The sequence below is a fragment of the Ramlibacter aquaticus genome (genome assembly GCF_015159745.1).
Lineage (GTDB): Bacteria > Pseudomonadota > Gammaproteobacteria > Burkholderiales > Burkholderiaceae_C > Ramlibacter > Ramlibacter aquaticus.
In genome coordinates, this window is sequence record NZ_JADDOJ010000017.1 from 23,697 (window position 1) to 46,616 (window position 22,920).

At 70.9% G+C, this 22,920-nt stretch carries 23 protein-coding genes and 1 other RNA gene; 13 read left to right on the plus strand and 11 right to left on the minus strand.

Features of this window, described 5'->3' with window-relative positions:
- Positions 1-50: 50 nt before the first annotated feature.
- The 7 genes from IM725_RS06280 to IM725_RS06310 all read left to right on the plus strand — a co-directional run bounded on the left by IM725_RS06280 (position 51) and on the right by IM725_RS06310 (position 6,720).
- The gene (locus IM725_RS06280) at positions 51-869 is read left to right on the plus strand and encodes a metal-dependent hydrolase (protein WP_193779717.1); all 819 of its coding nucleotides are present in this window, start codon (positions 51-53) and stop codon (positions 867-869) included.
- A gap of 116 nt (positions 870-985) precedes the next feature.
- Positions 986-2,419 carry an aldehyde dehydrogenase family protein gene (locus IM725_RS06285; RefSeq protein ID WP_193779718.1) on the plus strand — a complete coding sequence of 478 codons (1,434 nt, stop codon included), beginning with the start codon at positions 986-988 and terminating at the stop codon, positions 2,417-2,419.
- Positions 2,420-2,441: 22 nt separating this feature from the next.
- Positions 2,442-3,203 (plus strand): SDR family oxidoreductase, encoded by a 762-nt coding sequence (locus tag IM725_RS06290; RefSeq protein ID WP_193779719.1) that lies wholly within the window; start codon positions 2,442-2,444, stop codon positions 3,201-3,203.
- Positions 3,204-3,257: 54 nt separating this feature from the next.
- Positions 3,258-4,364, plus strand: coding sequence for a GTP 3',8-cyclase MoaA (moaA, locus tag IM725_RS06295; protein ID WP_193779720.1), 1,107 nt, complete (start codon positions 3,258-3,260; stop codon positions 4,362-4,364).
- 2 nt (positions 4,365-4,366) lie between these two features.
- Positions 4,367-4,978, plus strand: coding sequence for a molybdenum cofactor guanylyltransferase MobA (mobA, locus tag IM725_RS06300; protein WP_193779721.1), 612 nt, complete (start codon positions 4,367-4,369; stop codon positions 4,976-4,978).
- Positions 4,975-6,246, plus strand: coding sequence for a molybdopterin molybdotransferase MoeA (gene moeA, locus IM725_RS06305; RefSeq protein ID WP_193779722.1), 1,272 nt, complete (start codon positions 4,975-4,977; stop codon positions 6,244-6,246). The genes mobA and moeA overlap by 4 nt, the downstream gene beginning before the upstream one ends.
- A 129-nt stretch (positions 6,247-6,375) precedes the next feature.
- Complete coding sequence (locus IM725_RS06310) at positions 6,376-6,720, plus strand: cell envelope biogenesis protein TolA (RefSeq protein WP_227753621.1); 345 nt, start codon at positions 6,376-6,378, stop codon at positions 6,718-6,720.
- Between the two features lie 63 nt (positions 6,721-6,783).
- Here the strand turns inward: IM725_RS06310 and IM725_RS06315 are convergent, their stop codons facing one another.
- From IM725_RS06315 to IM725_RS06330, 4 genes are all read right to left on the minus strand, one after another.
- Complete coding sequence (locus tag IM725_RS06315; RefSeq protein WP_193779723.1) at positions 6,784-9,948, minus strand: efflux RND transporter permease subunit; 3,165 nt, start codon at positions 9,946-9,948, stop codon at positions 6,784-6,786.
- A complete protein-coding gene (locus IM725_RS06320) occupies positions 9,945-11,108 on the minus strand; it encodes an efflux RND transporter periplasmic adaptor subunit (protein WP_193779724.1) in 1,164 nt (387 codons plus the stop codon). Before IM725_RS06320 ends, IM725_RS06315 begins: the two co-directional genes overlap by 4 nt.
- A 162-nt stretch (positions 11,109-11,270) precedes the next feature.
- Positions 11,271-11,735 (minus strand): ribonuclease HI, encoded by a 465-nt coding sequence (gene rnhA / locus IM725_RS06325; protein ID WP_193779725.1) that lies wholly within the window; start codon positions 11,733-11,735, stop codon positions 11,271-11,273.
- Positions 11,732-12,520 (minus strand): class I SAM-dependent methyltransferase, encoded by a 789-nt coding sequence (locus IM725_RS06330; RefSeq protein ID WP_227753622.1) that lies wholly within the window; start codon positions 12,518-12,520, stop codon positions 11,732-11,734. Before IM725_RS06330 ends, rnhA begins: the two co-directional genes overlap by 4 nt.
- On the opposite strand from IM725_RS06330, the gene gloB reads away from it, so the two are divergent.
- Together gloB and IM725_RS06340 are read left to right on the plus strand one after the other, a co-directional pair.
- On the plus strand, positions 12,519-13,295 hold the full coding sequence (gloB, locus tag IM725_RS06335) for a hydroxyacylglutathione hydrolase (protein ID WP_193779726.1): 777 nt from the start codon (positions 12,519-12,521) through the stop codon (positions 13,293-13,295). The genes IM725_RS06330 and gloB overlap by 2 nt on opposite strands.
- On the plus strand, positions 13,292-14,845 hold the full coding sequence (locus IM725_RS06340; protein WP_193779727.1) for a transglycosylase SLT domain-containing protein: 1,554 nt from the start codon (positions 13,292-13,294) through the stop codon (positions 14,843-14,845). Before gloB ends, IM725_RS06340 begins: the two co-directional genes overlap by 4 nt.
- A gap of 7 nt (positions 14,846-14,852) precedes the next feature.
- Here the strand turns inward: IM725_RS06340 and IM725_RS06345 are convergent, their stop codons facing one another.
- From IM725_RS06345 to dnaX, 7 genes are all read right to left on the minus strand, one after another.
- Positions 14,853-15,692, minus strand: coding sequence for an ABC transporter permease (locus IM725_RS06345; protein ID WP_193779728.1), 840 nt, complete (start codon positions 15,690-15,692; stop codon positions 14,853-14,855).
- Between the two features lie 2 nt (positions 15,693-15,694).
- Complete coding sequence (locus IM725_RS06350; protein ID WP_193779729.1) at positions 15,695-16,510, minus strand: ABC transporter ATP-binding protein; 816 nt, start codon at positions 16,508-16,510, stop codon at positions 15,695-15,697.
- Positions 16,511-16,523: 13 nt separating this feature from the next.
- A complete protein-coding gene (locus IM725_RS06355) occupies positions 16,524-17,555 on the minus strand; it encodes an ABC transporter substrate-binding protein (protein ID WP_193779730.1) in 1,032 nt (343 codons plus the stop codon).
- A 121-nt stretch (positions 17,556-17,676) separates the two neighbouring features.
- Entirely contained in the window at positions 17,677-18,093 is a 417-nt protein-coding gene (locus IM725_RS06360; RefSeq protein ID WP_193779731.1) for an MAPEG family protein, read from the minus strand.
- A 30-nt stretch (positions 18,094-18,123) separates the two neighbouring features.
- On the minus strand, positions 18,124-18,714 hold the full coding sequence (recR, locus tag IM725_RS06365; RefSeq protein ID WP_193779732.1) for a recombination mediator RecR: 591 nt from the start codon (positions 18,712-18,714) through the stop codon (positions 18,124-18,126).
- Positions 18,714-19,046, minus strand: a complete 333-nt coding sequence (locus IM725_RS06370) for a YbaB/EbfC family nucleoid-associated protein (RefSeq protein ID WP_193779733.1) — start codon at positions 19,044-19,046, stop codon at positions 18,714-18,716. Before IM725_RS06370 ends, recR begins: the two co-directional genes overlap by 1 nt.
- Before the next feature lie 12 nt (positions 19,047-19,058).
- Complete coding sequence (dnaX, locus tag IM725_RS06375) at positions 19,059-21,122, minus strand: DNA polymerase III subunit gamma/tau (protein WP_193779734.1); 2,064 nt, start codon at positions 21,120-21,122, stop codon at positions 19,059-19,061.
- 72 nt (positions 21,123-21,194) lie between these two features.
- Here dnaX and ffs point away from each other — a divergent pair.
- The 4 genes from ffs to trxA all read left to right on the plus strand — a co-directional run bounded on the left by ffs (position 21,195) and on the right by trxA (position 22,730).
- Positions 21,195-21,291: signal recognition particle sRNA small type (gene ffs, locus IM725_RS06380), an RNA gene on the plus strand.
- Positions 21,292-21,403: 112 nt separating this feature from the next.
- Positions 21,404-21,667, plus strand: a complete 264-nt coding sequence (locus IM725_RS06385; RefSeq protein WP_193779735.1) for a hypothetical protein — start codon at positions 21,404-21,406, stop codon at positions 21,665-21,667.
- Between the two features lie 124 nt (positions 21,668-21,791).
- Positions 21,792-22,196, plus strand: coding sequence for a hypothetical protein (locus IM725_RS06390; RefSeq protein WP_193779736.1), 405 nt, complete (start codon positions 21,792-21,794; stop codon positions 22,194-22,196).
- A 201-nt stretch (positions 22,197-22,397) separates the two neighbouring features.
- On the plus strand, positions 22,398-22,730 hold the full coding sequence (trxA, locus tag IM725_RS06395; RefSeq protein ID WP_193779737.1) for a thioredoxin: 333 nt from the start codon (positions 22,398-22,400) through the stop codon (positions 22,728-22,730).
- The last annotated feature ends 190 nt before the right edge of the window (positions 22,731-22,920 follow it).

The window sequence follows — 22,920 nt, forward strand, 5'->3', positions numbered from 1 at the left end:
CGGCGTCCCTGGGCTACAGTCGGGGTTCCTGCCGCCTGGAACCCCTAAGCATGAGCCAGCTCGTCGTCCGCCGCCTGCTTGTCGACATGGAGCGCCCGATCGCGCCCCACTGGTGCGACGGCGACCCCTTCCGCACGGCGCTGTTCAACGCCTTGTCGATGAGCTTCCCGGTCGGCGAGCAGTTCTTCATCGATTCGCTGCGGGAGGGCTTCAAGGCACTTCCGCCCGAGGGCCAGGCGCGCTTTCGCGAGGAGTTGCAGGGCTTCGTGGGCCAGGAAGCCACCCACCGCCGGCTGCACGGCCTCTACAACGAGCACCTGGAGCGGCAGGGCCTGCGCAATGCCTGGGGCCCGCGCGCGGAACGCCGCATGAAGCGCCTGCAGGGGCTGGATGCGCGCCACCCCGTGGCCATCACGGCCGCGAACGAGCACTTCACCGCCATCCTCGCCGACTGGCTGCTTCGACACCCGGCCTTCCTGGGCCGGGACGACGAGCGCCTGGCCACGCTCTGGCTCTGGCATGCCTCGGAGGAGTCCGAGCACAAGAACACCGCCTTCGACCTGTACCACGCGCTGGGCGGCACGCACGAGTGGCGCATCCGCTGGTTCCGCCGCGCCACCTTCTTCCTGCTGTCGGACCTGGCACGGCAGACGCTGGCCAACCTGCGCCGCGACGGGACGCTCTGGCGCCTGGCCACCTGGAAAAGCGCCTGGCAGCACCTGTTCGGCCAGGACGGACTGGTCGCCGGGCTGCGCGGCCCCTGGCGCGAGTACCTGCGGCACGACTTCCACCCCAGCCAGCAGGACAGCAGCGCATCGGTGCGCTGGCTGGCCGAGCACGCCCAGGCCTTCCGGCCGGTCGGCGCCTGAGCGACGGGGCGCCGCGTCCCACCCGGCCCCGGGCGAGCACCGGCGCTTCGACGGCAGGGCATCGCCCTGTGCGGCGCGGGTTCTGCGCAAGCACCCGGCGCGGCAGAATGGCTCTCATGCAATTCCACTTCATCGGCAATGCACCCTGCCCGGCCTCCAGCGGCCGCACCCTGCCCGTGGTCGACCCGTCGGATGGGCAGGTCTACGACCAGATCCAGCGCGGCACCGCGCAGGACCTGGACGCCGCGGTGCAGGCCGCGCGCCACGGCCAGGACACGGCCTGGGGCCGGCTGGACGCGGCGGCTCGCGGGCGCCTGCTGATGCGCCTGTCGCACAAGATTGCCGAGCATGCGGAGGCGCTGGCGGCCATCGAGCAGCGTGACTGCGGCAAGCCGACGCGGCAGGCCCGCGCCGATGCGCAGGCACTGGCGCGCTACTTCGAGTTCTACGCCGGCGCCTGCGACAAGCTCCACGGCGAGACACTGCCCTACCTGGAGGGCTACAGCGTGCTGACCTGGCGCGAGCCGCACGGCGTGACCGGGCACATCATTCCCTGGAACTACCCGATGCAGATCTTCGGGCGCAGCGTGGGCGGTGCGCTGGCGGCGGGCAACAGCTGCGTGGTCAAGCCCTCCGAAGACGCCTGCCTGTCCATCCTGCGCGTGGCCCAGCTGGCGGCGGAAGCCGGCTTCCCGGCGGGCGCCATCAACATCGTCACGGGGCTGGGCCACGAGGTCGGCGACGCGCTGGCGCGCCACCCCGGGATCGACCACATCAGCTTCACCGGCAGCCCCTCGGTGGGCACCCTGATCCAGCAGGCCGCGGCCGAGCGCCACTGCCCGGTGACGCTGGAGCTGGGCGGCAAGGGGCCGCAGATCGTGTTCGAGGATGCCGACCTGGACGCCGTGCTGCCGGCGGTGGTCAACGCCATCGTGCAGAACGCCGGCCAGACCTGCTCGGCCGGCTCGCGCCTGCTGGTGCAGCGCAACCTCTACGAGCCCCTGCTGGAACGGCTGGCCCAGGCCTTCGACGGCCTGCGCGTGGGCCCGGCGGCCCTGGACCTGGACGTGGGCCCGCTGATCCGCGCGTCGCAGCAGCAGCGCGTGTGGGACTTCCTGTCCGACGCCCACGCCGCGGGCATCCCGGTGATGGCCCAGGGCCGGGTGGTCGACGAGGCGCCGGAGACCGGCTTCTACCAGGCGCCCACCCTGTTGCGCGACGTCCCGGCCACGCACCGCGTGGCCCAGGAGGAGGTCTTCGGCCCGGTGCTCGCCGCCCTGCCCTTCACGGACGAGGAGGAGGCGCTCGCACTGGCCAATGGCACCCGCTTCGGCCTGGTGGCCGGCGTGTGGACGCGCGACGGCGGCCGCCAGCTGCGCATGGCGCGGCGCCTGAAGAGCGGCCAGGTGTTCATCAACAACTACGGCGCCGGCGGCGGGGTGGAACTGCCCTTCGGCGGGGTGAAATCCTCCGGCCACGGACGGGAGAAGGGCTTCGAGGCCCTGTACGGCTTCACGACCCTGAAGACCGTGGCGATCCGCCACGGCTGAACCACCACCAGGAGATCAACGCATGCGAGTGCAAGGCAAATCCATCATCGTCACCGGCTCCGGCGGCGGCATCGGCGAAGGCATCGCCCGGCGGCTTGCGCAGGAGGGCGGGCGGATCCTCGTCAACGACATCAACGCCGAGGCCGGCGAGCGGGTCGCGGCCTCCATCCGCGCTGCCGGCGGCGAAGCCAGCTTCTTCGCCGCGGACGTCACGAAGTCGGCCGAGATGAAGGCCCTGGTGGATGCCGCCCTGCAGCGCCACGGCAGGCTGGACGTGATGGTCAACAACGCGGGCTGGACGCACCGCAACCGCCCGGCGCTCGAGGTGGGCGAGGACGAGTTCGACCGCGTCTACGCCATCAACGTCAAGAGCATCTACCTGGCCACGGTGCATGCGGTGCCCGCGTTCCGCGCCAATGGCGGCGGCGTGTTCATCAACATCGCCTCCACGGCCGGCGTGCGGCCGCGCCCGGGGCTGACCTGGTACAACGGCTCCAAGGGTGCCGTCATCACCACCAGCAAGTCGCTGGCCGCGGAGTTCGGGCCGGAGAACATCCGCGTCAACTGCATCAACCCGGTGTTCAACCCCGACACCGGCCTGTCGGCCGAGTTCGCGGGCGGCCCGGTGGACGAGGCACGGCGGGCGAAGTTCCGGGCCACCATCCCGCTCGGTCGCTTCTCGACCGCCCTGGACGTGGCCAACGCCGCGCTGTACCTGGCCAGCGACGAGGCGGCCTTCATCTCGGGCGTGTGCATCGAGGTCGACGGCGCGCGCTGCGTCTAGGGTCATCCCGGCCCGGGCCGCCCACGGGCCTGGGCGCAGGCACAATCGCATCCCATGACCGACCGCGTCATCCCCCTCCTCGACCAGCGCAGCGTGGCTGCGCCGCGCGGCCTTGCCGCCACGCCCACGGGCCTGCTGGGTGACCAGCTCGGCCGGCCCCTGCGCGACCTTCGCATCAGCGTGACCGACCGCTGCAACTTCCGCTGCAGCTACTGCATGCCCAAGGAGGTGTTCGACAAGGACCACGCCTACCTGCCGCACGCGGACCTGCTTAGCTTCGAGGAGATCACCCGCATCGCGCGCGTGTTCGCGGCGCATGGCGTGCGCAAGATCCGCCTCACCGGCGGGGAGCCGCTGCTGCGCAAGAACCTGGAGGTGCTGGTGGCCCAGCTGGCCGCGCTGCGCACGCCCGAGGGCGAACCGCTGGACCTCACACTCACCACCAACGGCTCGCTGCTCGCCCGCAAGGCGCGTGCGCTCCGGGAAGCCGGCCTGCAGCGCGTCACGGTGAGCCTGGACGGCCTGGACGACGTGGTCTTCCGGCGCATGAACGACGTCGACTTCCCGGTGGCCGAAGTGCTGGCCGGCATCGACGCGGCCAAGGCCGCCGGCCTGGGGCCCATCAAGGTCAACATGGTGGTCAAGCGCGGCACCAACGAGCACGAGATCATCCCCATGGCACGGCACTTCCGTGGCACGGGCATCGTGCTGCGCTTCATCGAGTACATGGACGTGGGCGCCACCAACGGCTGGCGCATGGACGAGGTGCTGCCCTCGGCCGAGGTGGTGCGGCACATCGCCCAGGAGTGGCCGCTGGTGCCGCTGGAGGCCGCCGCGCCGGGCGAGACGGCCCAGCGCTGGGCCTACGCCGATGGCGCGGGTGAAGTGGGCGTGATCAGCAGCGTGACGCAGGCCTTCTGCGGCGACTGCAACCGCGCCCGCCTGTCCACCGAGGGCAAGCTGTACCTCTGCCTGTTCGCCACGCAGGGGCACGACCTGCGGGCCCTGGTGCGCGGCGGCGCCGCCGACGAGGAACTCGCCGGCGCGATCGCCCGCATCTGGGAAGGGCGCGCCGACCGCTATTCACAGCTGCGGGGCAGCCTGCCGGCCGACGCCGGCCCGGGCGGGCGCCGCGTCGAGATGAGCTACATCGGCGGTTGAGCATGCTGGCACCGCAGGATGTGACGGGCGTGGTCCTGGCCGGCGGGCGTGGCTCGCGCATGGGCGGGGTCGACAAGGGCCTGCAGAACTTCAACGGCATGCCGCTGGCCCTGCATGCCCTCATGCGCCTGGGCATGCAGGTCGGCGAGACGCTGGTCAACGCCAACCGCAACCTGGCCGCCTACGAGGCTTTCGGCGCGCCGGTCTGGCCGGACGCCGCCGCCGATTACCCGGGGCCGCTGGCGGGCTTCCTGTGCGGGCTGGCGCATTGCGAAACGCCCTGGCTGGTCACCGTGCCCTGCGACACCCCGCTGTTCCCGCTCGACCTGGTCCAGCGCCTGGGCGAGGCGGCCCTGGCCCAGGACGCGGAGATCGCCATGGCCTGCGCGCGCGAAGAGGACGGCCAGCTGCGCACGCAGCCGGTGTTCTGCCTGCTGCAGGTCGGGCTCCTGGAGAGCCTGCTCGCCTTCGTCCAGTCGGGCGGCCGCAAGATCGACGCCTGGACGGCGCAGCATCGCGTGGCCACCGTGACCTTCGACCGCCCCGGGGACGACCCGCGCGCCTTCTTCAACGCCAACACGCTGGACGAGCTGCGGCGGCTGGAGCTGCCATGAAGTCGCTGTCGCAGATCGCGGCCGAGCTGCAGGGCTACGACCCCCAGGCGCTGGACGTGGACGCCGTGAACGCGTTCCTGGCCGCCCTGGTGCAGACCGTGGAGGAGGTCGAGGACCTGCCCATCGCGCAGGCGCTGGGACGCGTGCTGGCGCGCGACCTGGTCTCGCCGGTCAGCGTGCCACCGCACGACAACTCCGCCATGGACGGCTTCGCCTTCGACGGCAGCGCCCTGGTGGCAGGCCAGCCGCTGGACCTGCTGCCGCCCTCTGGCACGGCGCTGGCCGGCAAGGCCTGGGGCGGCACGGTGCCGCCGGGGGGCTGCGTGCGCATCATGACCGGCGCCATCATGCCCGCCGGGCTGGACACGGTGCTGCCGCAAGAGCTGGCCAGCCTGCTGCCGGACGGGCGGGTGCGGGTGACCGCCGGCCTGCTGCGCCAGGGCGACAACCGGCGCCTGGCCGGCGAGGACATCCAGCGCGGCAGCGCAGCGCTGCCGGCCGGTGAACGGCTGGGCCCGGCCGCCCTGGGGCTGGCCGCCAGCCTGGGCATCCCGACCGTGCCGGTGCGCCGGCCGCTGCGCGTGGCGTACTTCTCCACCGGCGACGAGATCCTCAGCCTGGGCGAGCCGCCGCGCGAGGGCGCGGTGTACGACAGCAACCGCTACACGGTGCGCGGCCTGCTGGCCCGGCTGGGCTGCGAGCTGCTGGACTTCGGCGTGGTCGGCGACGACCCGGCGCGCCTGGAGGCCACCTTCCGCGAGGCCGCCGCGCAGGCCGACGCCATCATCACCAGCGGCGGCGTGAGCGTGGGCGAGGCCGACCACACCAAGGCCATGATGGCCAAGCTGGGCGACGTGGCCTTCTGGCGCATCGCCATGCGGCCCGGCCGGCCCATGGCGGTGGGCCGCATCGGCCGTGCCGTGATGTTCGGCCTGCCGGGCAACCCGGTCGCGGTGATGGTGACCTTCCTCGCGTTCGTGCGCCCTGCCCTGCTGCGCATGATGGGCGCGCGGCCGCGGCCCCTGCCGCTGCTGCAGGCGCGCAGCGTGCAGCCCATCCGCAAGAAGCCCGGCCGCACCGAATACCAGCGCGGCACGGTGTCCACCGGCCCCGACGGCCGGCTGGAAGTACGGCTGACCGGCAACCAGGGCTCCGGCGTGCTCAGCAGCATGGTGCAGGGCAACGGCCTGGTCGTGCTGCACCACGGCCAGGGCAGCGTGGCCGCGGGCGACATGGTGGACGTGATGATGTTCGAGGGCGTGGTCTGAGACGGCCCCGGGCCAGGATGCGCCGCAGGCCGACGCGCCAAGCGGCGGCGTCCTACAACCCGGGGGTCGGCAGGCACGTTGAGTAAGAGGCCTGGCTTTTCGCCGGCTTTCAATCTCAAGGAACTCATCATGATGAACAAAGCTCTGATCACCGCCCTGCTCGCCACCGGCCTGGCTGGCACCGCCTTCGCCGCCTCGCACACCGGTGCCCCGATGGGCGCGGCCTCGGCCCCGTCCACCAGCGCGTCCTCCAGCATGGGCACCAGCTCGACCATGGCCCCCACCAAGGCGGACGTGAAGGCCGCCAAGAAGAAGGCCGATGCCGACTACAAGTCCGCCAAGGCCCAGTGCAAGCCCATGAAGGGCGACGAGAAGAAGGCTTGCGAGAAGGACGCCAAGGCCGCGCACGAGAAGGCCCTGGCCGACGTCAAGCGCGAGCAGGCCGAGGCCAAGGCCGCCGCGAAGAAGTCCTGACCCCCGGCTCGCCATCAGGCAGAAGGCCCGCACTCGCGGGCCTTTTTTGTGCCTGCCCAGTCCTTACTTGGCGATCAGGTCGTGTTCGGCCGGCGTGGCGCCGAACACCTTGCGGCCCAGCGCATCCAGGTCGCGCGGGGGGCCGCGCCCGCTGTAGCGCTCCAGCGCCAGGTAGATCGCGGGCGTGATGTAGAGCGTCACCACCTGCGAGAACACCAGGCCCCCCACCACCGCCAGGCCCAGCGGCTGCCGCAGTTCGGCCCCCGCGCCCAGGCCGAAGGCCATGGGCAGGGCGCCCATCAGCGCCGCCAGCGTGGTCATGAGGATGGGACGGAAGCGCAGCCGGCAGGCCTCGCGGATCGCGTCGACCGGCGCCATCCCATCCGTGCGCTGCGCCTCCAGGGCGAAGTCGATCATCATGATGGCGTTCTTCTTGACGATGCCGATCAGCATGAGGATGCCGATGGTGGCGATCAGCGTCAGGTCGAACCCGAACACCGCCAGGGCCAGCAACGCCCCCACCACGGCCGAGGGCAGGCCCGCCAGGATGGTGAGCGGGTGCACGTAGCTCTCGTAGAGCACGCCCAGCAGCACGTAGATCACCAGCAGCGCCGACACCAGCAGCACGGCCTGGCTGCCCTGTGAATCCTGGAACACCGCCGCGTCGCCGCCGTAGTTGGTGATCACCGAGGGCGGCAGCTGGATCTCCTGCGTGAAGCGGTCGATCTTGGCGGTCGCGACGCCCAGCGGGGTGCCAGGCGCGAGGTTGAAGGAGATCGTGATGGCCTGCAGCTGGCCCTGGTGGTTCACCGCCGTCGGGCCCACGGTGCGCTCGACGGTAGCGAAGGCGCTCATGGGCACCAGGGCGCCGTTGCGCCCGCGCAGCTGGATGCGCGAGAGGCCGTCCTCGAAGCGGCGGTCCGCGTCCGAGGCCTCCAGGATCACGAGGTAGCTGTTGGCCGCGCTGTAGATCGTGGACACCTGGCGCTCACCGAACGCGTCGTAGAGCGCGTTGCGGATGTCGCCGATCTGCGCGCCCAGCAGGTTGGCCTTGTCGCGGTCTATGCGCAGCGAGGCCTGCAGGCCGCGGTTCTGCGAGTCGCTGGTCACGTCGCGGAAGGCCGGGTCGGCGCGCATGCGCTCCATCATCCGGCCGCTCCAGTCGGAGAGCGCGTCGGCGCTCACGGACTGCAGCGTGTACTGGTAGCGGCTCTTGCTGATGCGGCCGCCCAGCTGCAGGTTCTGGATGGGGCGCAGGTAGACCGCGATGCCCGGCACGCTGCGGGCCGCCTTGCGCAGCGACTCCATCACCTGCGCCATCCGGGGCCGCTCGGAACGCGGCTTGAGCACCACGAACATGCGGCCGGCATTGAGCGTGCCGGTCGGGCCGCCGGCGCCTATGAAGGAGCTGACGTCCTGCACGCTGGGGTCGGCCTTGATCGCCGCGGCGACGCGGTCCTGCAGTGCCAGCATGGCCGTGAAGGAGATGTCCTCGGACGCCTCGGTGGTGACCTGGATCTGCCCGATGTCCTCTTCCGGGAAGAAGCCCTTGGGCAGGGCCATGCCCAGCCAGGCGGTGAGCGCGAAGGTGGCCGCCGCCAGGCCCAGCATCAGGCCGCGCCGCTGGAGCGACCACTCCAGGCTGCGCATGTAGGCGCCGTGCACGGCACGGAACAGCCGCTCGAAGCCGCGGTTGAGCGGGCCGCCCGGCACCTTGGCGATGTCCTCGTGCCCCTGGCCGTCGCCGTCCTCGTGGCGCAGGAAGCGGCTGGCCATCATGGGCACCAGGGTGAGCGAGACCACCGCGGACACCCCGATGGCCAGCGAGACCACCACCGCGAACTCGTGGAACAGCAGCCCGATCACGCCCGGCATGAAGAACACCGGGATGAACACCGCGACCAGCGAGACCGAGATCGAGACGATGGTGAAGCCCATCTCGCGCGCCCCCTTGAGCGAGGCCTGCAGCGGGGGCATGCCCCCCTCGATGTGGCGCACGATGTTCTCCAGCACCACGATGGCGTCGTCCACCACCAGGCCCACGGCCAGCGTGATGCCCAGCAGCGAGACGTTGTCCAGGCTGTAGCCCAGCGCATAGAGCAGCGAGAGCGCGCCGATCAGGGAGATGGGCATGGTCACCGCCGGGATCAGCGTGGCCGTGACGCGGTGCAGGAACAGGTAGATCACCAGCACCACCAGCAGCACGGTGATGGCCAGGGTCAGGTTCACGTCGTGCAGGGCCTCGCGGATGGAGACGGAGCGGTCGTTCACCAGCGAGATGTGGATGGACTGGGGCAGCTGCGCGCGGAACTGGGGCAGCAGCTTCTTGACCGCGTCCACCACCTGCACGGTGTTGGCGTCGGGCTGCCGCTGCACCGACAGCAGGATGGAGCGCTCGCCGTTGTAGCTGGCGGAGGTCTTGACGGACTCGAAGCTGTCCTCCACGGTGGCCACCTCGGACAGCCGCACGGGCGCGCCGTTGCGGGTGGCGACGATGATGCCCTCGAACTCCCTCGCATTGCGCAGCTGCGCGTTGGCCTGGATGGTCAGCGTCTGCTGCGGCCCGTCGAGCACCCCGATGGGCGTGTTGGAGTTGGCCGCCTTGATGGCCGCTGCCAGGTCTTCCAGCGTGAGGCCACGGGCGGCCAGCAACTCGGCGTTGGCGCGTATGCGCACGGCGAAACGCTTCTGCCCGTTCACGTTCACCTGGGCCACGCCGTCGATGGTGGACAGCGTGGGCGCGATCAGGTTCTCGGCGAAGTCGTTGAGCTCGGCCAGGCTCATCGAGGGCGAGTTCAGCGCGATGAAGAGCACCGGTGCGTCGGCCGGGTTCACCTTGCGGTAGGAAGGCAGTTCCGTCAGCTCTGCCGGCAACTGCCGCTGTGCGCGCAGCAGCGCAGCCTGCACGTCCACGGCGGCAGCGTCGATGTCGCGCGTGGATTCGAACTCCAGCGTGATCTGGCTGTTGCCCAGCGTGTTGATGGAACTGATGAGCTTGAGGCCGGCGATGGTGGAGAACTGCTTCTCGAGCGGCAGTGCCACCGAGCTGGCCATGGTGTCGGGCGAGGCGCCCGGCAGCTGGGCGTTCACCGCGATCACCGGCGTGTTGTAGCGCGGCAGGGCCGCGATCGGGATGCGCATCAGGGCCAGCACCCCGGCCACCACCAGCGCGGCGCTGAGCAGCACGGTCATGACCGGCCGCCGGATGCACAGCTCGGAGATGTTCACGCCGGGTCCTTGCGCGGCGGGGTGCTGGCGCGGCCGGCCGGGGCGGCGGCGGGCGCGCGCTCCACGCGGACCCGCGCGCCCGCGCGCAGGTTCTGCTTGCCTTCCAGCACCACGCTCTCACCCGGCTGCAGCCCGCGCACCACCGCGCGGTCTTCGGCGGTGTAGTCGAGTTCGACCTTGCGGGGCTGGGCGGTGCCGTCCTTGACGACGTACACGATGCGCCCCGCCGGGCCGGTGATGAGCGCGGCGACGGGCACCACGATCGCGCCGTGCAGCACGCGCACCGTGACGCGCGTGTTGACGTACTGGCCGGGCCACAGCGCCTGATCCGGGTTGGCGAATTCGGCCTTGGCGCGCACGGTGCCGACCTGCGGGTCCACCGTGTTGTCGACGAAGCTGAGCACGCCTTGCAGGGGCGCGGCCCGGCCGGGCACCACGGCCTGCACCGGCGCGCGGCGCCTGGCCGCCTGCAGCAGGTCCTGCAACTGGCCCTCGGGCACCGGGAAGCTCACCGCGATCGGGTCGAGCTGGGTCACGGTGACCAGCGGCGTGGCCGGCTGCACCAGCGTGCCGGCAAAGACGGGGATGGCCCCGGTCCGCCCGGCCACCGGCGAGCGGATCTCGTCGTAGCCCAGGGCCACGGCCGCGGCCTGCACGGCGGCCCGGTCGGCGGCGACGGCCGCCCGCTGCGATTCGACCTGCGACTGCACGGTGTCGGTGGCGCTGCGGGCGATGAAGTTCTGCGCCAGCAGGTCCTGGCTGCGACGGAACTGGCGTTCCAGGTCGGCCAGCGTCGCCTCGTCCTTCTGCACCTGCGCGCGCGCCTTCTCCAGGTTGGCCCGGTCGGCCCGTGCGTCCAGCGAAAAGAGAAGCTGGCCGGCGCGCACCGTCTCGCCCTCCTTCACGTGCACGCGGGTCACCACGTTGCTCACCTGCGGCCGCACGTCCACGCTGTTGAGGGACACGACGCTGCCGTTGACGCTGACGGTCACCGGCACATCCTGCTGCTGTGCCGTCGCCAGCGTCACCAGCGTGGCGGGCGCCGTGGCGGCCGTGGACGCGGCCGGGGCCTGGGCCCGGGCCTGCAGCCACCAGGCCGTGCCACCCGCGAGGGCCAGCACGGCCACCGCGGCCGTCGAAAGAAGGGTCTTGGATGCCATGGAGTGAGAGTCTGGGCGCCACGGGTCTGCCGCCCGTGTGATTGCATGCCAACGTTCCGGGGAATGTAGCAGCAGCCCAGCCGCTGCGCATGGGCAAGGACCCTGCGGCGCAGGGGCGTCCGGCGCATTGCAGGCCGCCAGGCGCCGGGTTTTACGCAGCCTTTACACGGCAGGCGCCGGCCGCCGGCCCAGCGCGACCTCCACGCCCAGGTTGGCCAGCGCGTCGGCGCGCTCGTTGCCCGGGTCGCCGTCGTGGCCGCGCACCCAGCGCCACTGGATCTGGTGGCCGCTGCGGTTCACCAGCTCGTCGAGCGTCTGCCACAGCTCGACGTTCTTCACCGGCTGCTTGGTCGCCGTGCGCCAGCCCTTGGCCTTCCAGCCGGCCAGCCACTCCGTCATGCCCTTGAGCACGTACTGGCTGTCCACGTGCAGGGTCACTGCGCAAGGCCGCCGCAGCGACTGCAGGGCCTGGATCACCGCCATCAGCTCCATGCGGTTGTTGGTGGTGGCGAGTTCGCCGCCGTACAGCTCTTTCACGTGGGCACCGGCGCGCATCAGCACGCCCCACCCGCCGGGTCCGGGGTTGCCCTTGCAGGCACCGTCGGTGTAGATCTCGACCGGATTCAATCCTGTCCTTCCATTTCAAAATAAGGGCTGGGTTGGCGGTTGGCCAACGGCACGGGCGCCGACGACAGCGCCTTGGCGGGCCGCCACGCATGGCCGATCAGCTTGGCCCCGCGCACGCGCTTGACCGCCACCAGGAAATACGCCGCACCGAGAATGGGCCACCAGCGTTCGCCGGCGTGGTCCATCCAGTCGAATCGCTCCAGCCAGCGCTCGGTGCGCAGCGCCGGCCGCCAGCAGCCGAAGCTGCTGGCCTCGACCTCGAAGCCCAGCAGCCGCAGCCAGTCGCGCATGCGCCAGTAGCCGATGAACTCACCGGCGCCGGGCAGGAAGAGCTCGCCGAAGCCCAGCCGGCGGTACAGGTGGGCGCGGCGCTGCCGCAGGCCCCACAGGCTGGCCGGGTTGAAGCAGCAGATCACGACCTTGCCTTCGGGCACCAGCACGCGCTCGACCTCGCGCAAGGTGGCGTGCGGATCGACATTGAGCTCCAGCGTGTGCGGCAGCACCACCAGGTCCAGGCTGTGGGCCTCGAACGGCAATGCGGCAAAATTGGTGACCAGGCCGGGCTGCACCGCGCTGCCCGCTGCCGGCGGCTCCTGGCTCGCCAGCCATTTGTAGGGCATGCGGTTGGACGCCAGCGCATCCAGCTCGCACAGGCCCAGCTGGAGGGCGTGGTAGCCGAAGATGTCGCCGACCGCACGGTCGAACTCCGCGCGCTCCCAGGCCAGAAGGTACCGGCCGGGGGCGGTTTCGAACCACTCCTGCATTCCTATAATCGGCTCGCTCATGAAGTTGATCCCGTTACCGGCGTTCGAGGACAATTACCTGTGGTTCCTGCACGACGGGCAGCGGGCGCTGGTGGTCGATCCGGGTGACGCTGCGCCAGTCCTGGACCGGCTGCAGCAGGAAGGCCTGCGGCTGGAAGCGATTCTAGTCACGCACCACCACCGCGACCACACGGGCGGGGTCGACGCCCTGCGCGACGCCACCGGGGCCACGGTGTATGGCCCGGCGCGCGAGAACATCCCGCGGCCCTACGCCCCCCTGGCGGGCGGAGACAGCATCCAGGCCCTGGGCCTGTCCTTCGCCGTCCTCGACGTGCCCGGCCACACCGCCGGCCACATCGCCTTCTACTGCGCGGCCATGGACGGCCATCCCCTGCTCTTCTGCGGCGACACGCTGTTCTCTGGCGGCTGCGGCCGCCTGTTCGAGGGCACGCCGGCCCAGATGCTGGCCTCGCTCGACAGCCTGGCGGCCCTGCCGGGCGACACCCGGGTCTGCTGCACCCACGAATACACACTCTCGAACCTGAAATTCGCGGTGGCGGTGGAACCCGGCAACGCGGAACTGATCCATTACCGGACGCAGTGCGAAGCACTGCGGGCCGCGGGCCGTCCCACGCTGCCCTCCAGCATCGCGACGGAACTGCGCATCAACCCTTTCCTGCGCGTACGGCGGCCCGCCGTGGCGCAGTCGGCGCAGGCCCGTGACGGCAGCACCCCCCCGGACGATCCGGCCGCGGTGCTTGCCACCCTCCGGCAATGGAAGAACGAATTCAGATGAGACTGCTGCACATCGCCGGCCTGTCACTGCTGCTGTGGCTGGCCGGCTGCGCCACCACCGGCGCGCCCGGCACGGCCCCCGCCCCGGGCCAGGCCCCGGCCAAGCCGGTCGAGTTCGGCGTGATGGCCGCGCCGGACATCCCGGGCGGCGAACTCAAGCCGATCACCGCGGCCGAGGCCGCCTCGCGGGGCGTGGCCCCCCTCAGCCCGCCCGTGGACCTGTGGGACCGCATCCGGCGCGGCTTCCGCATGCCGGACCTGGACAACGACCTGGTGCGCCAGCAGGAGCAGTGGTACGCCTCCCGGCCCGACTACATCCAGCGCATGACGGACCGCTCGCGCAAGTACCTGTTCCACATCGTCGAGGAACTGGAGCGCCGCAACATGCCGACCGAGCTGGCGCTGCTGCCCTTCATCGAGAGCGCCTTCAACCCCGAGGCGGTGTCCAGCGCGCGTGCGGCGGGCATGTGGCAGTTCATGCCGGCCACGGGCCAGACCTTCGACCTCAAGCAGAACGTGTTCCGCGACGACCGGCGGGACGTGCTCGCCTCCACCCGCGCCGCGCTGGACTACCTGCAGAAGCTCTACAACATGTTCGGCGACTGGCAGCTCGCGCTGGCTGCCTACAACTGGGGCGAAGGCAGCGTGGCCCGCTCCATCGCGAAGAACCAGCGCATGGGGCTGGGCACCAGCTATTCGGACCTGTCCATGCCGGCGGAAACGCGCAACTACGTGCCCAAGCTGCAGGCGGTGAAGAACCTGGTGGCCAACCCCGACACCTACCACGTCGAACTGCCGGTGATCGAGAACCACCCCTACTTCACGACGGTCGCGATCAACCGCGACATCGACGTGAAGATGGCGGCCCGGCTGGCCGATGTCCCACCCGAGGAGTTCCGCACCCTCAACCCGTCCATGAAGCGCCCGGTGATCCTGGCGGCGGGCCAACCGGAAATCCTGCTGCCCTGGGACAACGCCGCGGTGTTCCAGCGCAACTTCGAGGCCTACAAAAGCGGCCAGCTGGCCACCTGGACCGCCTGGAGCGTGCCCACCACCATGGGTGCGGCCGAAGCCGCGCGGCGCGTGGGCATGACCGAGGCCGAACTGCGTGCGGCCAACACCATCCCGCCGCGCATGCTGATCAAGGCCGGATCCGTGCTGATCGTGCCGCGCACGCCCGAGCAGCAGGACGACGTGGCGCCGCGCGTGGCCGACAACGCCCAGCTGAGCCTGGCGCCGGAGATCACGAACCGCAAGGTGATGGCGAAGGCGGGACGGCGCGAGACGGTGGCCACGATGGCACGCCGCTACCGCGTGACCCCGGCGCAGGTGGCGGAGTGGAACGGGGTGGCGACCAACGCCACCTTCCACCCCGGCCAGCAGGTGGTGCTGTTCCTGCCCGTCAAGGCCGGCCGGGCGGCGGTCGCCGCCGGCAAGGGCGGCAAGGCTGCCACGCACGCGCGGCCCGCGGCCAAGGCCGAGTCCGCCACGGCGCGCCACGGCAAGGCGAAGAGCAAGGGCAAGGCGCACAAGCGCGCCGGCGCGGGCTGAGCGCGCCCTAGAGCTTTTCCGTTTCGCCCTGGCGCGGCTGCCAGGTCATGAGCCGGGCCTCGATGCGACCGACCAGGCCGTCCAGCGCCAGCGCGAAGGCCGTGAGCACCACGATGCCGGCGAACACGGTGTTGACGTCGAAGGTGCCCTCGGCCTGCAGGATGAGGTAGCCCACGCCGCGCGCCGAGCCCAGGTACTCACCCACCACCGCCCCCACGAAGGCCAGTCCCACGGAGGTGTGCAGGCTGGAGAACACCCAGCTCGTCGCGCTGGGCAGGTAGACCGTGCGCAGCAGCTGCCGGTGGTTGGCACCCAGCATGCGCGCGTTGGCGAGGATCACGGGGCTCACCTCGCGCACGCCCTGGTACACGTTGAAGAAGACGATGAAGAACACCAGCGTCACCGCCAGGGCGACCTTGCTCCAGATGCCCAGGCCGAACCAGAGGGCGAAGATGGGCGCGAGGATCACGCGTGGCATGGAGTTCGCGGCCTTGATGTAGGGGTCCAGGATGGCGCTGGCCGTGGGCGCGAGCGCCAGCCACAGGCCCAGGCCCAGGCCCAGCAGCGTGCCGATGCCGAAGGCCAGCACGGTCTCCAGCAGGGTCACGCCCAGGTGGATGTAGATGTCGGCGTTGCCCGGCAGGCCGTCGGGGAAGAGCGCGTTCGGCGGCAGGCTCCAGGGCAGGAACCACGACCACACCCGGCCAGCCACCTGCACCGGCTCGCCGATGAAGAACGCGGTCTGTTCGTTGCGCGAGGCCAGCTGCCAGCCGGCCAGGAGCAGCACCAGCACCACCAGCTGCCAGGCCCGCAGGTTGCGCTCACCGGGCCGCAGGGCACGCCACATGCTCAGGCCGCCTTCTTCAGTTGCTGGGCATAGCCCTTGAGCACCTCTTCGCGCAGCACGCCCCAGATCTGCGAATGCAGCTCGACGAAGCGGGGTTGGCCGCGGACCTCGGCCACGTCGCGCGGCCGCGGCAGGTCGATGCTGAATTCGCCGATCGGGTGCGTCGCAGGCCCGGCGGACAGCACGACCACCCGGTCGCTCATCGCGATGGCCTCGTCCAGGTCGTGGGTGATGAACAGCACGGCCTTGCGCTTGGCGGCCCACAGGTCCAGCACCTCGTTCTCCATCAGCTGCCGGGTCTGGATGTCCAGCGCCGAGAAGGGCTCGTCCATGAGGATGATGTCCGGGTCCAGCGCCAGCACCTGTGCCAGGGCCGCGCGCTTGCGCATCCCACCGGACATCTGGTGCGGGTAACGGTCACCGAAGTCGGCCAGCCCGACGCGCGCCAGCCAGGCCTGGGCCTGCTCACGCGCCTGGGCCTGCGGCACGCCTCGGTACTGCAGGCCGACCATCACGTTGTCCAGGGCGCTGCGCCAGGGCATGAGCGCCTCGGCCTGGAACATGTAGCCGGCGCGCGCATTGATGCCGGCCAGCGGTTCGCCGAACACGCGCACCTCCCCGGCCGAGGGCGCCAGCAGGCCCGCGCCAATGTTCAGCAGCGTGGACTTGCCGCAGCCGGTGGGCCCGACCACGGACACGAACTCACCGGGCGCGATGCGCAGCGTGGTGTCGGCCACCGCCGTGTACCGCCCACCGCCCTCGCGGGCGCGGAAGGTGACGGTGATGCCGTTGAGCTCGAGGGCGGCGGGCGCTTGCAAGGGACGCGGGCGATCAGGCCTTGAACTTTTCCTTCGCCCGGCGCGCGAACTCGTTGGTGTAGGTGCGCGAGAGGTCGATCTTGTCCGGCTTCACGCTGGGCTCGAAGCTGGCCAGGGCCTTGAGCGCCGTGCGCGGGCCTTCCTCGGGCATGAGGCCGTCGATCGCGATCGCCTCGCGCACCTTGTTGAAGGAGGCCAGGTAGAGCCCGCGGTCGCCCAGCAGGTAGTTCTCGGGCACGGTCTTGATGATGTCCGAGGGGCCGGCGGTCTGCAGCCACTTCAGGCCGTGGACAATGGCGTTGGCCAAGGCCTGGCAGGTGTTGGGGTTGTTCTTGACGAAGTCGGCGTGGGTGTAGAGGCAGGCCGCCGGCATGGGGCCGCCGAAGACCTCCTGCGTGCCCTTGAGCGTGCGGGTGTCGCTGATGATCTTCACGTCACCCTTCTGCTCCAGCATGGTCATCACCGGGTCGGTGTTGCAGATCGCGTCGATCTGGCCCGAGCGCAGCGCCGACAGCGCGCCCGCGCCCGTGCCCACGCCGACGAAGCTCACGTCGCTGGCCTTGAGGCCGCCGCGCGAGAGCACGAGGTTGGCCACCATGTTGGTCGAAGAGCCCGGCGCCGAGACGCCGATCTTCTTGCCCTTGAGGTCCTTGAGCGTCCTGTAGCTGCCCATGGTCTTGGTGGACACGCCCATCGCGATCTGCGGCGCCCGGCCCTCGAGGACGAACGCCTCGATGAACTGGTTCTTGGCCTGCATGTTGATGGTGTGCTCGAAGGCACCGCTCACCACGTCGGCCGAGCCCCCCACCAGGGCCTGCAGCGCGCGCGAGCCGCCGGCGAGGTCGGAGATCTCGACGTCCAGGCCCTCGGCCTTGAAATAGCCGAGCTGCTCGGAGATGGTCAGGGGCAGGTAGTAGAAGGCGGCCTTGCCGCCCACGGCGAGCGCGATGCGCGGCTTTTCGATCCTGCCCTGTGCGCGAAGCGAAGGCGCAGCCAGCGAAGCCGCTGCGAGGGCTGCCGCGGTACTGAAGCAGCGGCGGGACATGCGGAGATTGCGCATGGGAAAACCTCTCTTTTCTTTATCTCCGCAAGCGTAGGGATCCCCATGTTGCACCGCATCGGGACGATCCCGTGCGGGTTTCCACGTAACCTTCGGAAGAAAGGTTTCAGCGGTAACCGAAGAAGAGGATCCCGGCGTTCACGGCGAAGGCCGTGATCCACACCAGGGTGCGCGCGCTGGCGAGGTCGGCCACGTACATCGCGATGTAGATGATGCGCAGCGTGATGAACACCACCGCAAGGATGTCGATGATGGACTGGGTCGCGCCCATCTGCTGGGCCGCGAGCACCGCGGCGATGAAGAACGGCAGCGCTTCGAAGCTGTTGGCCTGCGCCGAGTTCGCGCGGGCGCGCCAGTCGGCCTGGCGGGCGAGCCAGCCCCTCGGGTCGGCGTTGTCATAGCCGCCTTCGCGCCGCGGCCTGCCGAACATGCCCGACTTGGCGATGCCGGCGCACACGATGGGCAGCACGCAGGCGATGAAGATGCACCAGTTCGCAATGGTGAAGTGCGCCGTGTTCGGCATGGGGGCCCTCCTCGTTGTGGGTGTGATCGTTCAGCGCCGGTCGACCAGCGCGTGCGCGATCGTACCCAGATCGACGTATTCGAGCTCGCTGCCCGCGGGAACCCCGCGCGCGAGCCGCGTGACCTTCAGGCCACGCGCCCTCAGGGCCTCGCCGATCACGTGGGCGGTGGCCTCGCCCTCCGCCGTGAAGTTGGTCGCCAGGATCACCTCCTGCACCTGGCCGTCGGTGGCGCGCTCGAACAAGGTGGCCAGCCCGATGTCGCGCGGGCCAATGCCGTCCAGCGGGCTCAGCTTGCCCATGAGCACGAAGTACAGGCCCTTGTAGGCCCCCGTGCGCTCCACCGCCGCCTGGTCGGCCGGCGTCTCCACCACGCACAGGCGGGTGGCGTCGCGCCGCGGGTCCAGGCAGGTGGCGCAGACCTCGCCTTCGGTGAAGGTGTGGCAGCGCGCACAGTGCCGGATGCGCGTGGCCGCCTGCTCCAGCGCCTGCGCCAGCAGCTGGGCGCCCGGACGGTCGTGCTGCAGCAGGTGGTAGGCCATGCGCGAGGCGGATTTCACCCCCACGCCCGGCAGGCGCCGCAGCCCCTCGACGAGGGCCTCCAGCGCGTTGTCATGCGCCATCAGAAGGGAAACTTCATCCCGCCGGGCAGGCCGGGCATGCCGGCCGTGATCTTGCCCAGCTTCTCCTGCGAGGTCTCCTCGGCCTTGCGCACGGCGGCGTTGAAGGCTGCGGCGACCAGGTCCTCGAGCATGTCCTTGTCGTCGGCCAGCAGGCTGGGATCGATCGCGACGCGCTTGACGTCGTGCTTGCAGGTCATGGTGACCTTCACCAGGCCGGCGCCGGATTCGCCGGTCACCTCGATGGTCCCCAGCTCGTCCTGGGCCTTCTTGAGGTTGTCCTGCATGGCCTGCGCCTGCTTCATGAGGCCGGCGAGTTGTCCCTTGTTGAACATGTCTTGGAATCCTTAGGTCGGTTTGATGCTGCCAGGCACGATTTTCGCGCCAAAGTCGCGCATCATGTCCTGCACGAACGGGTCCTGCAGGATGATCTGTTCGGCCGCGCGCTGCCGGGCCTCGGCCGCGGCCGCGTTGCGGCGGGCCGGGCTGTCCGTCACGACCCCGACCTCGACGGCCAGCGTGACCGCATGGCCGGCCGCATTCAGGGCCGTGCGCAAACGCTCGCGGCTGGCGGGCTGGTTCAGCGATTCGCGCTCCACCCGCAGCACCCAGTGGCCCTCGTCGCGCCCGACCAGCTGCGATTGCAGCGCCAGCTCACGCACCAGGGCCGTGATGCTTTCCTGCTGCACCATGGCCATCACCGTCGCATGCCAGAAGTCGCCTTCCTCGGTGGGCTGCAGGGGCGCGGGTGCGGCCACCTCGCGTCGCGGCTCGGGTTGCACCCGCACCGGCACGCCCAGCACCTCGCCGTTCGCAGCCGGCACGGGCTGGCCCGGCGCGGGCCCGGCGCCGCGCGCTTCGCGCACCGGCAGCACCTGGCCGGGCGGCGCGCTGGCCGCCGGCACCGCGCGGACCGCGGCAGGCGCAGGCTGGGACCCGGCGGGGCGTACCAGGGTCGCAGCCGCCCAGTCGGCCGCGAGGTCCGCGGGCTCGGCGGGTACGGCGTCGACGTCTTCCCAGGGGGGCAGGTTGTCGGGTGACCCGGCGGGCTGCGGCCGGCGGGCGGCCGGCGACGGGACGGGCGCCGCGGGCGGCATGACACCAGCCGCTGCGGCCGCTGCAGGGGGTGTGGATTGCGCAGGCAGGGCCTGCGCCTCGGGGACGCCGGCCTGCGGGGGGACGGCGGCCGCCACGGCCGGGCCCGTCTCGCGCGCAGGCTCAGGCTCGGGCCTGGTTGGCGGCGGCGGCGCGGCCGCAGTTCGGGCGGCGGCAACCGGCCCGCCGGCGTCAATCAGAGTTTTTTTTTCCGCCGCCGGCGACCGGAAGGCCAGCAGGCGCAGCAGAACCATCACCAGGGCGGCGTATTCATCCGTCGCCAGGCCCAGCTCGGCGCGGCCATGCAGCACGAGCGAGTAGAGCAGTTGGGTCTCGTCGGCCGGCAGCCCCTGGGCCAGGCGGGCCATCACGGCGGCGTCCGGGTCGTCGTCGGCCCGCGCGTTGGGCACCGCCTGCAGCACCGCCATGCGCTGCAGCACGGCCGCCATCTCTTCCAGGGTGGACCCCGCGCTCAGCCCATGGGTGCGCAGCGCATCCACCAGCTCGACCACCGCGGCGCCATCGCCCCGCGCGAGCGCATCGATGAGGCGGAAGACATGGGATCGGTCCACGCTGCCCAGCATCTGCCGCACCGCGGCCTCCAGCACCGTGCCGCCGCCGAAGGCAATGGCCTGGTCGGTGAGCGACAGCGCATCGCGCATGGAGCCGCGCGCGGCGCGGGAGAGCAGCCGCAGCGCCAGCGGCTCGCACGGCACGCCCTCGGCCTCCAGCACCTCGGACAGGTGCGCCTGCACCGTCTCGGGCGCCATGGGCCGCAGGTTGAACTGCAGGCAGCGCGACAGCACCGTGACGGGCACCTTCTGCGGGTCGGTGGTGGCCAGCACGAACTTCAGGTACTCGGGCGGCTCCTCCAGGGTCTTGAGCATGGCGTTGAACGCATGCCCCGTGAGCATGTGCACTTCGTCGATCATGAAGACCTTGAAGCGGCCCTGCACCGGCTTGTAGACCGCCTGCTCCAGCAGCGCCTGCACTTCGTCCACGCCGCGGTTCGAGGCGGCGTCGAGTTCCACGTAGTCGACGAAGCGGCCGGCGTCGATCTCGGTGCAGGCCTGGCAGATGCCGCAGGGCGTGGCCGTGATGCCGCCCTGCCCGTCCGGGCCCTGGCAGTTCAACGACTTCGCCAGGATGCGCGACACGGTGGTCTTGCCCACGCCGCGCGTGCCGGTGAACAGGTAGGCGTGGTGCAGGCGCTGCTGTGTGAGCGCGTTGCCCAGCGCCTGCACCACGTGCTCCTGGCCCACCATTTCACTGAAATTGCGGGGCCGGTACTTGCGGGCGAGCACGAGGTACGACATCGCGGCGATTCTACGGGCTGCGATCATCACGGTCGCGCTGCGGCGCCCCGCACTGCGCCTACAATACGTCCTGACGGGCCTCCCCGCATGGTGAAGCGGCCAACCGGGTCAGGTGGGGAACCAAGCAGCCCTAACTGTGGAGCCAGTGCCGGGGGTAAGGCTCGTCAACCTCCCTTCTCCTTCCTCTTCTTCGAGCGCGCCCGGCGCCTGCTCGGCCGTGCGAACCGGTTGACCCGCCGCGGGCCACACCTCACACTCGGCCCTCTTTTTCTGGAGGTTCGATGGAAGACGACGAAGTGCTGGCGACCGTCCAGGCACTCTTCAAGCTGTGCGGCTCCATCCTCGGCAAGGTGGAGGCGCTGCAGGTGACCCAGGACGCCCTGATCGCCACCGCCGTCGAGGCGTCGCCCCCCCTGCTCGACCCCCTGCAGGGGCAGCTGCGCAGCCTGGCCGCCGCACGCGACGGGGCCGTGCAGGACATCGCGCTCGACGCCTTCCGCAACCAGGTCGCCAACGTGCAGGCGAAGCTCTCCGCCCTGCGCTAGGCCGTCCGCGCAGGCCGGCTGCGGCCTGCATGCACGCGCCTGCCCCTCCCACCCTGCAGGTCGCAGCCGTCCGACACGCGCCCGCGCGCGCGGGCGGCACAGTGGGTTCACCAGGAGGTGAACCATGTTCGCGCGCCGCACGCGCCCCGCCGATCTCCCGCCGCAGGCCCTGGGCCTGCGCAGGGGCCCGGCCGGGCCGGCGGCCCGCACCCGGGCAGCGCTCGCTCTGGCCGCCTTCGCGTGGGCCTGCGGCCTTCCCGCCCACGCCGCCGAGGCCGTGCCGCGCGACACGCCCCCCGCAGGCGCCTGGCAGCGGGTCCAGCGGGGCCCCGCCAGCGCCATCGCGCTCATCCACGCCCGCGACGCCGTGCTGGCGAAGGCCGTGCAGGAGCGGCCGGCCCAGGCCCTGCCCCAGGCGGGCTTCGTCGCCGACCACGGCGGCATCGCCTGGCAACTCGAGGGCGGCGGCCGCATCACCGTGCGGCGCCAGCATGGCAAGCCCATGCTGTTCTTCCGCCGTGAGTTCTAGAGCAGGACCCAGGCCCGCCGGTGCCACCCTGCCGCGGCGCCAGGCGGCGCATCCCAGGGGCGCCAGCCATGGCCTTCGCTATCGCGGCGATAGCAGGCGGTGTCGCCGCGGGCACTGCCGCGGTGCCTGCTTTCTGTCAAAATGAACCCACAAAACACGGCTGCGCAGCGCGCGCGGCCACCTCCAGAGGAACCCCGCACCATGGCCAGCGACCTGATCAAGCACATCTCCGACGCCAGCTTCGAAGCCGACGTCATGCAGTCCGAGCAACCCGTGCTCGTGGACTACTGGGCTGAATGGTGCGGCCCGTGCAAGATGATCGCTCCCATCCTGGACGAAGTCGCCAGCTCCATGGACGGCAAGCTGCAGATCGCCAAGATGAACGTGGACGAGAACCGCGACATCCCGGCCAAGTTCGGCATCCGCGGCATCCCCACCCTGATGCTGTTCAAGGGCGGCGAGCTCAAGGGCACGCTGGTGGGCGCCAAGCCCAAGGCCGAGATCGTCGCCTTCGTCGAGCGCCAGCTGGCCTGAGGCTTCGCACTGCGGCCGCGCTTGCAGGCGCGGCCTGGCATCCCGCCGGGCCACCGCCCGGCATTTTTCCTGCATAATCCCGATCAGTTTCAACCGGCGGCAACGCCTCCGGTCTGAACCCCGGTTCGAGAGGCCCCCTCGCCTCGGCATCGAACCTCCCCCAGGAACGACAAGAACAAAGCTCCGCAAG